Consider the following 13,664-nt stretch of genomic DNA (forward strand, 5'->3'; position numbering starts at 1 on the left):
AACCAATTTCTTTTTGGTTTATATTGGCCGCAGCGGCAGGTCAAGACGGATCGCTTGACCTTGCTCAAATTGCGTTCCATAGAGTGGACCAATACTGAGTTTGGTCAAACCGATTCAACCGATGCTGACGCCGAACGACGCACACCCCGAAAAGACCATTGTGACCCAATTGCGCGCCTATCTGGCCCAGACCGACCTCCCCGAGGATGGCCGGCTGCCGCCCGAGCGCGAACTTTCGGCGGCGCTCGGCGTGTCGCGCACGGAGCTGCGCAAGGCGCTGGACGTGCTGGAGTCGGAAGGTCAGCTCTGGCGCCATGTCGGCAAGGGAACCTTCGTCGGAAGCCGTCCTCTCGACACCTTCGCCGACATCGCCGCGCTCGCGCGCCGCTCCAATCCGGCCGAGGTCATGCGCGCCCGCCTGGTCATCGAGCCGGAGATCGCCCGCGCCGCCGCCTTCACCGCCACGCCCGCGGCCATTTCCGAGATGCGGCTGTGCCTCGCCCGCTCGCGCCAGGCCGATACCTGGCGGCAATATGAGGGCTGGGACACGCGCCTGCATCGCACCATCGCCGAGGCGACGCAGAACAGCCTGCTGGTCGGCCTGTTCGACACGCTGAACGCGGTGCGCCGTGCCGTCACCTGGGGCCGGCTGCGCACCGCCCCGTTGCGTCCGCTGCCGAGCCATCACAGCTTCACCGAGCATGAGATGATCGTCGATGCCATCGAGCACCGCGACATGGCCGGCGCGGCGACCGCCATGCGCACCCATCTCCAGACGGTGGAGCGCAAGCTGCTCGAAAAGCAGATGCGCGCGGCCAACGAGGGCTGATCCCCCTCCCCGTCCTGCCGTCTCCCCGTCCGGTTTCCCGTCCTTCGGGGCTGCCCGGCCCGCCGGAATCGTCCATGATTGCGACAGGTCAAGGAGCCGGCGTGCCGGAGCGGGTCTGTGTCATCGCAACGACGATGCGGCCGGCCTAGGCTGCGTGCGAGACGGAGACCAGCCGCATGGACAGCACCACCGGGCACGTGACGCACCGCCACGGCCACTACAAGGAGCTCATCGCCCGCGCCGCGCAGGTCGGGCCGATGACCACGGCGGTCGCCCACCCTTGCGATGAATCCTCGCTTCTCGGCGCCGTCGACGCCGCCAAGGCCGGGCTGATCGTGCCGGTATTGGTCGGCCCCTCGGCACGCATCGCCGCCGCCACGAAGACCGCCGGGGTCGACCTCGCCGGCATCGAGATCGTGGACACGCCGCACAGCGTCGCCTCCGCCGCGAAGGCGGTCGAGCTGGTGCGACAGGGCCATACCGCCCTGATGATGAAGGGCAGCCTGCACAGCGACGAGCTGCTGGAGGCCATCACCGCCCACGACACGGGGCTGCGCACCGGCCGGCGCATCAGCCACGTCTTCATCATGGACGTGCCGTCCTATCCCGAGCCGCTCTTCGTCACCGACGCGGCGGTGAACATCTTTCCCGACCTCGACGACAAGCACGACATCGTGCAGAACGCGGTCGACCTGCATGTCGGTCTCGGCCTTGGCCGGCCGCGCGTCGCCGTGCTCTCGGCGGTGGAGACGGTCACCACGCGCATCCCCTCCACCATCGAGGCGGCGGCGCTGTGCAAGATGGCCGAGCGCGGCCAGATCACCGGCTGCGACATCGACGGCCCGCTCGCCCTCGACAACGCCATCAGCCCCGAAGCCGCCCGCATCAAAGGCATCGTCTCGCCGGTGGCCGGACGGGCGCAGATCCTGGTGGTGCCGGACCTCGAGGCCGGCAACATGCTGGCCAAGAATCTCAGCTTCATGGCCGGCGCGGACGCGGCCGGCATCGTGCTCGGCGCGCGGGTGCCGGTGATCCTCACCAGCCGCGCCGACACGCTGAAGACCCGCCTCGCCTCCTGCGCGGTCGCGGTGCTCTACGCGCAGGCCCGGCTGCGTGAACCCAGGCTTGGAGGTTAGCGGTGACGGATACGCTTTTCGTCGTCAATGCGGGCTCGTCGAGCATCAAGTTCAAGCTCTTCGGCGTCGCGGGCGACGATCTCACGCTCATGATCGGCGGCGCGCTCGACGGCATCGGCACGCGCCCGCGCCTCAAGGCCACGGGCGGGGATGGCGAGGTATTGGTCGAGCGCAGCTTCGAGCCGGGCGAGATCGCCCACGCCTCGGACGCGCAGCACGCCATCGCCGACTGGCTCGCCCCGCTGCTCGCCGAGCACCGGCTGATCGGCGTCGGCCATCGGGTGGTGCATGGTGGGCCGCACTACAACCATCCCGTCCTGGTTGACGACGAGGTCATCCGCACGCTGGAGAGCTTCATCCCGCTGGCCCCGCTCCACCAGCTCACCAATCTCGACCCGATCCGCGTGATCCGCCAGCGCCGGCCGGACCTGCCGCAGGTCGCCTGCTTCGACACCGCCTTCCACCGCGACCACCCCGAGATCGCCGATCACTTCGCCCTGCCCCGCGCACTCTATGAGGACGGGGTGCGGCGCTACGGCTTCCACGGGCTTTCCTACGAATACGTCTCCTCGCGGCTGCAGGAGCTGGCGCCGGACATCGCGAAGGGCCGCGTGGTCATCGGCCATCTCGGTTCGGGTGCCTCCGCCTGCGCGCTGCTCGAGGGGCGCAGCATGGACTGCACCATGAGCTTCACCGCGCTCGACGGCCTGCCCATGGGCACGCGCTGCGGTGCGCTCGACGCCGGCGTCGTGCTCCACCTCATCGAGCAGAAGGGCATGAGCTCGGCCGAGGTCGGCCATATGCTCTATCACGACAGCGGCCTGAAGGGCCTATCCGGCATCAGCGGCGACATGCGCGAGTTGCTGGCGAGTCCGAAGCCCGAAGCGGCGCTCGCGGTCGACTATTTCGCGCTGCACGTCGCCCAGGCCGTCGCCCGGCACGCCGTCACGCTCGGTGGGATCGACGCGCTGGTGTTCACCGCCGGCATCGGCGAGCACGCGCCACAGATCCGCGCCCGGATCTGCGCCCGCCTCGCCTTCCTCGGCATCGCGCTCGACGAGGCGCGCAATGCCGCGAACGAGGTCCGGCTCGATAGTGGCGGCGCGGTGCGCGTGCTGGCGGTGCCGACCGATGAGGAGCTGATGATCGCCCGCCACACGCTGCGCCTGCTCGGCGCGCCGCACTGATGGCCCCCGGCGGGCGGGTCCCGCGGGCGCGGCAGGCTTCGTCAGAAGGTCACGGGCTTATAGGTCGAATCGAACGCGCCATAGGCGCGCTGGATCGCCTCCCGGCGCGCCACCGGCTGGCGCCGCAGCGCATGGCGCCACCACAGCGGGTAGCGGTCATTCGCCTCGTACATCTCGAACAGCAGCGAGACCTCGGAGAAGAAGCGCCGCTTCTGGTCCTCGGTCGCGACGTCCCACATGTCCATGTCGAGGTTCACCCGCCCGACGAGCGGGACGAACTCGCGCGGCGCGGCGATGGACGACATGTCGAGCGCCCCGACCGTGACCTCGGCCGGCGCACCCGCCAGATAGGACTGGCGGGCGAGATCGAGCCATGCCCAGCCATTCACCGGGTCGATCCGCAACCTGTCCGCCACGTCCGGCAGCAGCGTGGTGGCGGGCGCACCGAGAAGCTGGCTGGCGACCTGATAGTCCTTGCGCGCCACCTCGCGCACGCCCGGGGTCTCGCGCCAGGGCGCGATCCGGTCGCGCAGCGAGGTCACGGGGGTAACGTAGTCGCGCTTCCAGTAGGCGCCGGAGGTCTCGCGGCCGAGCGCCCGGTCGAGCCGGTCGAAGCGCAGGAACTGGACCGCGTGATAGGCCGTGAAGCCGGCGACGGCGACGAGCAGCACCGACCACGCGGTGCTCGCGAGCCGCGGGGCCGCCCACGGCGCCGGCGCGCTCATCCGACGTAGTACTTCTTGTAGTAGGCGGAGGAATAGTAGGAATAGCGCCCGTAACGCGGGGTGCGGCGCAGGTCCACCATGTTGAGCGCGATGCCGCACACCTTGCGGTCGCCCGGCAGGCGCTCTATCGCGTGGCGCACGAACTCGCGCGCCGTCGCGTTCCAGCGCACCACGAACAGCACCTTGTCGACCAGCGGCGCCAGCACCGAGGCGTCGATCACCGGGCCGATCGGCGGCACGTCGAGCACCACGAAGTCGAAGGTCTCGCGAAGCTGCTCGATGAGATGCTGCATGCGCGCCGAGCCGAGAAGGTCCGGCGGGTTCTGCGTCTTGGCGCCGGAACCGAGCACGTAAACGCCCGATGCCTTGTCACGATACAGAATGCCGTCGGTCGACGCGCTCTGCGCCAGCAGCTCGACCAACCCCGGCCGGTCGGTCAGGCCGAACTGCTGCGTCACCGAGGGGCGGCGCAGGTCGCAGTCGATCAGCAGCACGCGCTTGCCCGACGTCGCGGCCGAGACGGCGAGCGAGATGGCGAGCATGGACTTGCCCTCGCCCGGTGCCGCCGAGGTGACCTCGACGATGCGCGGCGGCTCGTCGACATTGGACATCTGGATGCCGGCGCGCAGGCTTCGTATCGACTCGCTGAACCGCGACAGCGGTTTGTTGACGAGGTAGTTGACCGCCGGCACGCCTTCGGTGTTGCCCTCGCTCGTGTCGACCCATTCGATGGTCGAGAGCACCGCCAGCCCGGTCTGCTCCTCGACCTGCCGCGGGCTATTGAAGCCGGCGTTGAGCATGTCCAGCAGGGCGGCGACGCCGACCCCGAAGACGAGACCCAGCGCCGCGCCCATGGCGAGGAAGATCGAGGTGCGCGGGAAGGACGGCGTGCCGCTCGGCAGCGCCGGGGTGATGATGCGCGCGTCCTGGATGTTCACCTGCGACTGCTCGGAGGTGAGCTTGGCCTGGTTCAGGAACGTCTCGTAGAGCGTGCGGTTGGCCGCCGCGTCGCGCTCGAGCTCACGCAGGTGCACGGTGAGGGTCGATTCCTGGCCGGACTGGCCCGACGCCGCGGCGACGTTGGCCTTCATCGCGTCGGCGCGGCTCTGCGCCACCTCATAGTCGTTCTTCAGGTTGGCAACGATACGCTGCACCTCGGCATCGATCTGACGCTCGATCTCGCGGCGCTCGGCGCGCACGTTCACCACCAGCGGGTGGCGGGCGCCATAGCGCGTCACCAGATCGGCCTCGCGCGACGAGACTTCGGCGAGCCGGCTTCGCAGATCGCCGATCACCGCCGAATGGATCACGTCCGGCAGCGCCTCGACATTGCCGCCGGACTTGATGATCTGCTCCGCCTGCTCGTATTTCGCGCGCTTGGCGGCGGCCTCGGTCTGGATCTTCACCAGCTCGGCGTTCACCTCGGAGAGCTGCTGCTGGTTCAGCGTCGTCTCGCCGCCGACATCGAACAGCTTGTTGTCGTTGCGGAACTGGGTGACGGCCTCTTCGGATTTCCGCAGCGAGTCGCGCAGCGACTGCAGGCGGTCCGTCAGCCAGGTCGAGGCACGGCGGGCGGCGTCGTACCGGTTCTCGAGCTGGTCGACGATGAACGCGTCGGCGACGGCATTGGCGAGCCGCGCGGCGCGGTTCGGATCGACCGAGGTGACCGACACCTGCAGGATCGCGGTCCGCGTGATCCGCGACACGGAAAGAGCGGCGCCGAGCTTGTGGATGCTGGCCCGCACGTCCGGCGGGATGTTCACGCCGTCGGCGTTCTGCGTCTGGTCGGACGCGCCGTCACGGCTGGAGAAGATCGACTTGATGGAGGCGAACACCGCCCCGATGAAGGAGGGTGACTGCGCGGCGTCGCCGAATTCGGGATCGTGGACCAGATCCTCCTTCTCGACCACGCGGCGCAGGAAGTTGACCGAGCTGATGATCGAGGTCTGGTTGTCGAAACCGGTCGGGTCCAGCACGCCGTCGAGGCCCGAGAGCTCGCCGCCCAGGTTCTGGCGCGAATTGGGATCGAGCAGGATCTGCGCCGTGCTGGTGTAGCGCGGCGTCAGCGTCATCATGATCACGATCGTCAGCGCAACGATCGACAGCGCGACCGCGAGGATCAGCCGCCAGCGGCGCGCCAGGAAATCGACGACAACATGAAGATCTACCTGGCCTTCTTCCTCGGCCTTCTGTCCGGTCGCAATCTGCCCGTGCATCTCAAACTCGTTTCAAGAACCTACCCCGAGCCGGCACGTGAAAGCGGCGGGGCCGCCGTCGCTTGCGGAATTGCCAGCCGACTCGAGCGACGGCACGGATAGAACACATTATAGCTAGTCGCCCCCGGATTCATAGAGACGAACAGCGCCGGCAATGCTATGAAAAATGGCATGCTGAAGATTAATTCGAACCCTCCTCCTGTTGCCTCTCAAGCAGATTTTGAAGAAGCATAAGTTAGGTCGGGCTGCAGGAGCGTCATGCTGCAGGTGTCGTGGTAGAAAGATGCGTATCGGGAACATTGTCGTGCAACTGAATTTTCGCGAACTCCGTTCAATCCTCCGGCAGATCACGCTGCTGCTCCCCGCTCTTGTCTTTCTGGCAGCTTGTTCGGCCGTGCCGAGCGCGCCGCCGCCGGCCGCGAATGCCGCCAACCCCGTGGCCGAATACACCCTCGGCACGGGCGACCAGATTCGACTGACCGTCTTCAACGAACCGACACTTTCCGGCGAGTTCGAAATCGATGCCTCCGGCACGATCTCGATCCCGCTGATCGGCAATGTGCAGGCTTCCGGCAAGACGCCGCGCGAGCTCGAGCAGGCGATCACCACCAAGCTCGCCTCCGGCTACATGCGCGACCCGCGGGTCAATGTCGAAGTGCTGAAGTATCGCCCCTTCTACATCATCGGCGAGGTCGGCAAGCCGGGCGAATACCCCTATCGCAACGGCATGAACCTGATGAGCGCGGTCGCCGTGGCCGGCGGCTTCACCTATCGCGCCAACGACCAGACCGTGTTCATCCGCCGCGCCGGCCAGAGCCAGGAATATTCCTATCCCGCGACCACGACCACGATGGTCTATCCCGGCGACATCGTGCGCGTGGGCGAGCGGCTGTTCTGAGGATAGCGGCGGCCAGCGGGTCATGAGGCGCGCTGCCGCCGGCCGTTCCGGCGGAGCTTTCCCGGGCTAACCCTCGCCGGGCAGCGTTCCTTGCCGGTCTAAGCTGACGTATCGATCTGCCGGCTCCAGCTTTGCGCGAGGCCGGCACCGACCAGGGTCCAGAAGGTAATCGTCACCGCCTGGATCTGAAGGCTGAAGTCGACGATCGCGTGCAGGAACACCTGCGTGGCAATCGCGAGCGTCACGAGGCAGATCATCGGCCGGCTCTCGCGCCGCATGAGGCCGACCGCGACCATGCCGACCAGCCCACCGGCCAGCGCGAAGAAGAGGATCGCCCCGGGGAAGCCGAGATCGAACAGCAGCTCGACATAGGTGTCGTGGGCCTTGTCCCAATGCGCCTCCAGCGCAAGGTCGGCGCGGTAGACGGCGAACATGCGGTCGAAGCTGCCATAGCCGAAGCCGGTCCAGGGCACGTCCAGCGCCGCCTCGAAGGTCCGGCGGGTGACGTTGAGGCGCATCTCGCCACCTCCGGCATCCGCCAGCCTCTCGGCGAGGGCGCCGCCATAGACGAACATCAGCAGCGCGCCGCCGGCGACGATGGCGCCGATCAGGCCGAGCATGATCGCCTTGCGCCGTGCCAGCAGTCCGATCATCAGCAGCAGCATGACGGCGCCTATCAGCGTCGTCGTCACCCCGGCCCGCGAGGTGGTCCACAGCAGGGCAATGCCGATCACCACCAGCGCGACCATGAGCGGCAGGCCCACGCGCGGCGTCATCTCGATCAGCGCCGCGATCCGCTGGGCCCAGGGCACCCCGCGCCCCGAGCCGGCGCGGCGGTAGCTCTCGAACAGCACGCCGAGCGTGGCTATCACGCCCATCCCGGCATAGGTCGCGTAGTTGTTGCGGTTGACGAAGAACGAGGTGAGGCTGTCCACATAGGCGACCTTCGGCTCCCACAGCAGGCTGTCGGGGAACAGCAGAAGCAGGACGATGCCGAAGAGCGCGTAGGCGACGGAAATGACGATGAAGCTCATCATCAGCAGGTCGGCGCGCAGCCGGTCGCGGCAGAGCTGGAGCGCGAGATAGAAGGCGGCCGCGCAGGTCACGAGCCGCATCAGCCCGATCATGCCGGCATCCGGCGCCACCGAAATGCGCCCCTCGACCACGCCGACGAGGGCTATCTGATCCAGATGGCTGCGCGCCAGCGCCCAGAAATCGTTCTGCCAGCCGGACGGGGCGTAGGGCGTGAGCTGGAACACGATCCAGCCGATCAGTACCGCCAGCAGCACCGCGGCCCAGCCGATGCGCCGGATCGCGACCGGCCGGCGCCCGCCGGTGACGAGCTTGCCGATCTCGAACGCCGCGAGCAGCGCGCTCAACAAGACGGCGTTGATACTCCAGCTTATCAGGTGGTTGGAGCCGAGCGGCAGCGGCAGCCAGGCGAGGACCAGCACGAGGCCGGCAAACACGAAATCGTCGACGTTCGCCGCCGGGTCGGATCGCCGGAACAGGCGCGGCCCGCGCTCCGCGGCGCGCATCCTGGCACGTCCGGAGCTGTCGCGCGTGGACCGCACGGGGCTCATGTGTGAATCACCTGCACCTGATCGGTTTCAAGTATCACACATGACAGGCGGTTGGTCAGATAGGCGCCGGTATCGACATTGATGCGATTGGGCAGAATTTCCGGTTCCATCTGCGGCGTGTGGCCGTGGACGATGCGCTTGCCGTGGTCGGCGCGCGAATCGAGGAACACGTCGCGGATCCACATCAGGTCCTCGGGCGACTGCTGCTCGAGCGCCACGCCGGGGCGCACCCCCGCATGGCAGAAGAAATAGTCGCCGATCTCCACATGGGTGGGAAGGCCGCGCAGGAAGGCGAGATGCGAGGCCGGCATCGCCTCGGTGATCGCCGGGCCGAGTTCGTCCATCCGCCCGCTCGCCGTGAAGTCGCGCGCGCTCAGGCCGTAGGAGAACAGCGTCTCCACCCCGCCATTGGCGAGCCAGACCTCCCAGTCGAGCCGGCCGTCCAGCGCCGCGAGGAGCATGGCCTCGTGATTGCCGGTGAGGCAGGTCCAGCCCTGCCCTTCCTGCCCGGCGCGCACGGCCTCGATCACCTCGCGGCTCTCCGTGCCGCGATCGATATAGTCGCCCAGGAAGACGAGCCGGCTCTGAGTGCGCTGAGGGTCCGTGGCGGAACGGTGCTGCTCGATCCGCTCCAGCAGCAGCCGAAGGAGATCGAACCGGCCATGGACATCGCCGATGGCGTAGACGCGCTGGCCCTCGGTGATGCGGAACGCTGTGCTCCGCGCCGCCGATTTGCGAGAGCGGGAAAAGAACATGCCTAACCTGGCCACTACCGGCTCGCGAGGCTTCCCGTATCGGAAGCATATGCATCAAGCATGGGGCAACACGGCTTAAAATAGAACTCCCCGCCGCAGCGGGGAGTTCACATCTCGGTAAAAATCGACGACGGCGGATCGTCAGTAAGTCAGCGTGATGCCTGCCGTCACGACGCTGCGGTTGTAGTCCTCAGCACCGTTGATGTTGTCGAAGTTCGTATCGAAGTCCGTGTAGCTGTAGTTCAGCGTCGCCGTGGCGTAACGGTTGATCAGATAACGAAGCTCGGCACCCATGAAGTAGGTATCGTCGTTACGAGGATACTCTTCATAGTCCTGGTTCTGGTAGTTGAACCAGCCGGACAGCACGATGTTGCGGCGGAGCTCGTAGTCGAGGCGCACGCCGACTTCGTTGCTGGTGACGGCCGAACCCATGATCCCGTCATAGATGTAGTTCGAGGTCAGGACCTCCTGCAGCGCGGTGAAGGTCACCGTCGCCAGCGGCGAGACGAACCAGTTGAGGTCCGCGCCGTAGGTCACGCCCGAGGCGCCGTTCAGGTAGCCGTTGTCCGTCGACCAGTCGCGATAGCCGACATAGGCTTCGCCGCGCAGCAGGCGGGAGGGCTCGAACTTCAGGCCGGTCACGACGTCGTATTCCTCGGCGTCGTAGTTCACGTCCTGCATGTCGTACCAGTAGTAGCTGCCGCCGACGAACCAGCTCGTGAGCGGGCTGATGTCGTAGCCGACACGCCCGGACACCTGGTAGGTCTGACCGTCGCGGTAGCTCTGGTCGGTCGGCGCGCCGTCCAGGAAATTGTCGTAGTCGCGATCGCGGAAGTCGAACGTGCCCGTGGTCCAGAGCCGGTTGAACTCCTTGCGGAAGCCGACGCCGGCGGTCGTGCGGTCATAGGGCAGCGGCGAGGTGAGGCCCGTATTGGTCTCGTCGTCGCCGGGCAGCTCGTTCAGATGCGCGTAACGGGCATAGCCCATCAGCTCGAAGTCCTGCGTGACGTCGAGACGCCCGCGCGAGCCCAGCGACCAGTTCTGATAGTCGGCATCGCTATAGCTGGCGTAGCTTCCGCTCTGAAAGTAGCCGTCGAACGACAGGAAATGGCGCAGCCAGTCCGACTTCAGCTCGAAGGCCGGCCGCACGGTGAGCACAGCGTCATCCTTCACGTTCGTGCCCGACGCGGTGATGTTGCTGTCGTAGCCGCCCGCCAGATACAGCGACGGCAGGAAGATGAAGGAACCGACGGGAACCCCCACCGGGTCGTACCCTTCAGGCTTACGGTCGGCCACCGGCGCCATGGACGGATCGACCTCGACCGCCGCACGTGAAGACGCGGGATAATCCGCTGCCAACGCAACGCTGGCGAAGGGTGCAATTACTAGACTCGACACGGCTCCGAGAGCCGCAAGGCGCCCCTTTTTCATGCCCCCAAACCTCACGTATTCGGACTGATATTGCCGGTCTCATCCTTCTGGATGAAGGTGGTTACCACCTCGACCACGGCATCTTCTGACGTCAGAACCGTCGGCGCCAAGGCGCCGCCCTCGTTGCTGAGCGCCGAATTGAAATTCGTCGCGAAGTCCGACCCCCGCGACACGTCGGCCGAGGCGAACGCCTGGTTGACCGACTCCAGCGCCGCCTGCGAGACGGGAGACGTCCCCGACGTCTGCTGCCATACCGCAACCTGGATCGCGACGCCGGTGGCCAGCGACGCCGTAAGGCTCGAATTCGCGGCCACGCCAGGCACCCCGCCCTTGCTGGCGTCGATGATCGCCCCGGTGATTTCCTGGGCAAGAGAAGGATTGTTAGCCAGCAGGCTGGCGATCGCATCGGCGAGTTGCGCGCCGGTGGCGCCCGAGCTCACGGCCGCCTGAACCAGGGCCGCAACCTGGCTCTGCGCCCAATCCGCGCCCGCGCCGGCCGGCGCGGTCGTGTTCGCGATCGCCTGCATTGTCGCCGGCTGCGCTTTGACCGGCGTGACGATCGAAACGCTCGTCATCGCCACCAAAGCGCCGACACCGGCCGCCAAGGCAGCCCTACGCAGAGCCTTGCTTCTCATGATCGCCCCACCTGCCACATGTTATCTGCAAGAGAACGATACCACAGCCACCCTCTGATACTAGTGCAAGAATGTCACACGACGGGCGGCCCATACGTAAATGTCAGGTACATCTTACCTCCCGGACTCGCTTTGGCGGCCCGCGAAGGTCGGCAGAAATGAAAATCTACTTCGAAATCCAAGATAATCCGGCTCGGAACCCGTGCATTTGATCCGGATCATACATGACTGTCGCTGACTGTCCGCAAATGTTTCTCGATTAACACTTCGTTAAACGCACGCGCGGGCGAGCGAGACATAGATTAGATTAAATTCCGCCACAGTGAAATACTAGAAGACTAACAGTTGGCAAGCAGCCGAAGGTAGAATGATGCGGAGGCGAAATCCTGATAGCGCATTTCGCGACGCAACATTGCTTCCCTGTCGGTACCCCATGCCTCCTCCTGAGTCAGCTCATCTATATGCGCAGCCTGCCACGCCGCTTCGGGACTTAGGTAGCCGCGCCAGACGGCAAGCGCGATCAGGGCCGATCCGCTCAATGTTGTCATGAGGTTAAGCCCGGCGAGTCGCAGGGAATCGGTCGGCAGCGCGCGCGCAATCGCTTCGATCGACGATTCGGGCTGGTCGACGAAACGGATGCCCTCGCTCAGCACGAACACCGCGGCAAACTCATCGCGTGCCCAGGCTAGCAAAGGGTCCCAGTGCTCCGCCTGCCGCGCCACCAGTCGCGCCGGCCCCTCGGCGCGGTAGCAGATGAGATCACTCCCCGCATACCGCACGATCTCGGCGGCCACCGCCTCGCGCGCAGCCTCCACGCCGTCCAGCGCGGAGTTGGTTAGCCGCGTCAGCGGCATGCTCAGCGGGTTGATCACCTCCCCCTGCGCCGCCCATTCGCCGGCAAGCGCTTCTGCGAGCGGTCGGCTCGGCACGGCGAGGAGATTGCGGCCGGGCGTGCGCACCGGGCGGCCGTCCAGTTCCACCCGGTACATGCCCTCCCCCGTCTCCGCGACGCCGGCCTCCTTGTAGAAGCGCTTCGGCAGCGGCCGCTCGCCCGGCGGCGGAGCGCCGCGCGGCGTCTCACCGCTCATCGGCCGTCTCCGCGCGCTCGGTCCGATCCTCAGTGGCAGCCGGCGGCGACACGAGACGCAGGCTGTCGGCCCACAGCTCGTCCATCGCCGCCAGCAGGGCCTCGGAATCGGACACCAGCCGCTCGGCGCCCGAGGAGCGCAGCATCTCCGGGGCGTGATAGCCCCAGGTCACGCCGACGGCGCGGGCGCCGGCCGCGCGAGCCATCACCATGTCGAAGCTGGTATCGCCGATCAGCACCGTGTCCAGCGGCGCCGCGCCGACCGCCGCCATCGCCTGCTGCACCATGGCCGGGTGCGGCTTCGAGGGCGCGTCGTCCGCGGTCTGTATGGTCACGAAGCGGCCCTGGAGCCCGTGATGGCTCAGCACCGCCGCGACGCCGCGCTGCGACTTCCCCGTGGCGATGCCCAGCACCACGTCGTCGCGCGCGGTCAGATGGTCCAGAACGCGGCGCACGCCGGGGAACAGCGGCTCGGCGAAGTCCGGCTCGGCGCGCAATTCATGGAAGGCCTCGCGATAGAGCTGCGCCAGCCGCTCGGCGGGAAATTGCGGATCCTCGCCGCCCAGCCGGCGCATGGCCTCCACCAGCGACAGGCCGACGATGCCGAGCAGCGCCTCGCGCGGCGGCAGCGTCAGGTCCGCACGCGCGAAGGCGCGGGTCATGGCGGCGACGATCACATTCTGGCTGTCGACCAGCGTTCCGTCGCAATCGAACAAGGCGAGTTTCACGATCTACCCATCCGGCCCGGCGGCGCGAGGCCGCCTGCAACAAGGACAATGCCGGTGGTGGGCGGTGACGGGCTCGAACCGCCGACCCTCTCGGTGTAAACGAGATGCTCTACCAACTGAGCTAACCGCCCGAAGCACACCGCCCGCGCCACATGCCGCGGGTTCCGGCGAGACGTCGCGCCCGCCCCCTGTCGTCGGGAGCGGCGCGTCCGCCATAAAGCATCAGTGTGAGGAGGCTTCAAGACCCGAGGCGCCGATGCGGCCCCGGCCTGCCTGCCGGTGCCGGCTCGCCCGGCATCCGGTCCTCGTCCCCTTCCCGCTCTGTCCCGGTCCTGCGAGGCGGACGGGGCGGCGGGCTGTCGGGACGGTCCGGACGGCCATGCCGCCCGGAGAACGTACCGCCGTCGCGGGGGCGAGAGGGTCTGTGCAACCTGCTCTCACCTGCGGCACGCCG

The 13,664-nt window shown here is 67.1% G+C and carries 12 protein-coding genes and 1 tRNA gene; 4 read left to right on the top strand and 9 right to left on the bottom strand.

The window, feature by feature from the left end; genetic code table 11:
- The first annotated feature begins 121 nt into the window (after positions 1 to 121).
- The 3 genes from NVS89_RS13360 to NVS89_RS13370 all read left to right on the top strand — a co-directional run bounded on the left by NVS89_RS13360 (position 122) and on the right by NVS89_RS13370 (position 3,152).
- Positions 122 to 829, top strand: a complete 708-nt coding sequence (locus NVS89_RS13360) for a FadR/GntR family transcriptional regulator (RefSeq protein WP_258733243.1) — start codon at positions 122 to 124, stop codon at positions 827 to 829.
- A 176-nt stretch (positions 830 to 1,005) separates the two neighbouring features.
- Positions 1,006 to 1,965, top strand: a complete 960-nt coding sequence (locus tag NVS89_RS13365; protein ID WP_258733244.1) for a phosphate acetyltransferase — start codon at positions 1,006 to 1,008, stop codon at positions 1,963 to 1,965.
- Between the two features lie 2 nt (positions 1,966 to 1,967).
- Positions 1,968 to 3,152: an acetate/propionate family kinase gene (locus NVS89_RS13370; protein WP_258733245.1), complete on the top strand. Its 1,185-nt coding sequence runs from the start codon at positions 1,968 to 1,970 to the stop codon at positions 3,150 to 3,152.
- A 41-nt stretch (positions 3,153 to 3,193) separates the two neighbouring features.
- Here NVS89_RS13370 and NVS89_RS13375 read toward each other — a convergent pair whose 3' ends face one another.
- The gene (locus NVS89_RS13375; RefSeq protein ID WP_258733246.1) at positions 3,194 to 3,877 is read right to left on the bottom strand and encodes a hypothetical protein; all 684 of its coding nucleotides are present in this window, start codon (positions 3,875 to 3,877) and stop codon (positions 3,194 to 3,196) included.
- Complete coding sequence (locus NVS89_RS13380; RefSeq protein WP_258733247.1) at positions 3,874 to 6,093, bottom strand: polysaccharide biosynthesis tyrosine autokinase; 2,220 nt, start codon at positions 6,091 to 6,093, stop codon at positions 3,874 to 3,876. The genes NVS89_RS13375 and NVS89_RS13380 overlap by 4 nt, the downstream gene beginning before the upstream one ends.
- A gap of 436 nt (positions 6,094 to 6,529) precedes the next feature.
- On the opposite strand from NVS89_RS13380, the gene NVS89_RS13385 reads away from it, so the two are divergent.
- Positions 6,530 to 6,991 carry a polysaccharide biosynthesis/export family protein gene (locus tag NVS89_RS13385; RefSeq protein WP_258733248.1) on the top strand — a complete coding sequence of 154 codons (462 nt, stop codon included), beginning with the start codon at positions 6,530 to 6,532 and terminating at the stop codon, positions 6,989 to 6,991.
- A 98-nt stretch (positions 6,992 to 7,089) separates the two neighbouring features.
- On the opposite strand, the gene NVS89_RS13390 is transcribed toward NVS89_RS13385, so the two are convergent.
- The 7 genes from NVS89_RS13390 to NVS89_RS13420 form a co-directional block, all read right to left on the bottom strand.
- Positions 7,090 to 8,529: an O-antigen ligase family protein gene (locus NVS89_RS13390; RefSeq protein ID WP_258733249.1), complete on the bottom strand. Its 1,440-nt coding sequence runs from the start codon at positions 8,527 to 8,529 to the stop codon at positions 7,090 to 7,092.
- 41 nt (positions 8,530 to 8,570) lie between these two features.
- Entirely contained in the window at positions 8,571 to 9,329 is a 759-nt protein-coding gene (locus NVS89_RS13395) for a metallophosphoesterase family protein (RefSeq protein WP_258733250.1), read from the bottom strand.
- 141 nt (positions 9,330 to 9,470) lie between these two features.
- Positions 9,471 to 10,634 carry an outer membrane beta-barrel protein gene (locus tag NVS89_RS13400; RefSeq protein ID WP_258733251.1) on the bottom strand — a complete coding sequence of 388 codons (1,164 nt, stop codon included), beginning with the start codon at positions 10,632 to 10,634 and terminating at the stop codon, positions 9,471 to 9,473.
- 137 nt (positions 10,635 to 10,771) lie between these two features.
- On the bottom strand, positions 10,772 to 11,395 hold the full coding sequence (locus tag NVS89_RS13405; RefSeq protein ID WP_258733252.1) for a hypothetical protein: 624 nt from the start codon (positions 11,393 to 11,395) through the stop codon (positions 10,772 to 10,774).
- Between the two features lie 338 nt (positions 11,396 to 11,733).
- A complete protein-coding gene (locus NVS89_RS13410) occupies positions 11,734 to 12,483 on the bottom strand; it encodes an ATP12 family chaperone protein (RefSeq protein ID WP_258733253.1) in 750 nt (249 codons plus the stop codon).
- Positions 12,473 to 13,210 (bottom strand): HAD-IA family hydrolase, encoded by a 738-nt coding sequence (locus tag NVS89_RS13415; RefSeq protein ID WP_258733254.1) that lies wholly within the window; start codon positions 13,208 to 13,210, stop codon positions 12,473 to 12,475. The genes NVS89_RS13410 and NVS89_RS13415 overlap by 11 nt, the downstream gene beginning before the upstream one ends.
- A gap of 55 nt (positions 13,211 to 13,265) precedes the next feature.
- A tRNA-Val gene (locus tag NVS89_RS13420) sits at positions 13,266 to 13,341 on the bottom strand.
- Positions 13,342 to 13,664 lie beyond the last annotated feature (323 nt).

This window comes from Ancylobacter mangrovi (genome assembly GCF_024752355.1).
In the GTDB taxonomy this organism is placed as follows: Bacteria; Pseudomonadota; Alphaproteobacteria; order Rhizobiales; family Xanthobacteraceae; genus Ancylobacter; species Ancylobacter mangrovi.

What these genes read in the sequence shown, in the direction of transcription:
- NVS89_RS13360 (WP_258733243.1), top strand. Translation starts at nt 122, where the DNA reads ATGCTGACGCCGAACGACGCACACCCCGAAAAGACCATTGTGACCCAA.
- NVS89_RS13365 (WP_258733244.1), top strand. Translation starts at nt 1,006, where the DNA reads ATGGACAGCACCACCGGGCACGTGACGCACCGCCACGGCCACTACAAG.
- NVS89_RS13375 (WP_258733246.1), bottom strand. Translation starts at nt 3,877, where the DNA reads ATGAGCGCGCCGGCGCCGTGGGCGGCCCCGCGGCTCGCGAGCACCGCG.
- NVS89_RS13380 (WP_258733247.1), bottom strand. Translation starts at nt 6,093, where the DNA reads ATGCACGGGCAGATTGCGACCGGACAGAAGGCCGAGGAAGAAGGCCAG.
- NVS89_RS13390 (WP_258733249.1), bottom strand. Translation starts at nt 8,529, where the DNA reads ATGCGCGCCGCGGAGCGCGGGCCGCGCCTGTTCCGGCGATCCGACCCG.
- NVS89_RS13395 (WP_258733250.1), bottom strand. Translation starts at nt 9,329, where the DNA reads ATGTTCTTTTCCCGCTCTCGCAAATCGGCGGCGCGGAGCACAGCGTTC.
- NVS89_RS13400 (WP_258733251.1), bottom strand. Translation starts at nt 10,634, where the DNA reads ATGGCGCCGGTGGCCGACCGTAAGCCTGAAGGGTACGACCCGGTGGGG.
- NVS89_RS13405 (WP_258733252.1), bottom strand. Translation starts at nt 11,395, where the DNA reads ATGAGAAGCAAGGCTCTGCGTAGGGCTGCCTTGGCGGCCGGTGTCGGC.
- NVS89_RS13410 (WP_258733253.1), bottom strand. Translation starts at nt 12,483, where the DNA reads ATGAGCGGTGAGACGCCGCGCGGCGCTCCGCCGCCGGGCGAGCGGCCG.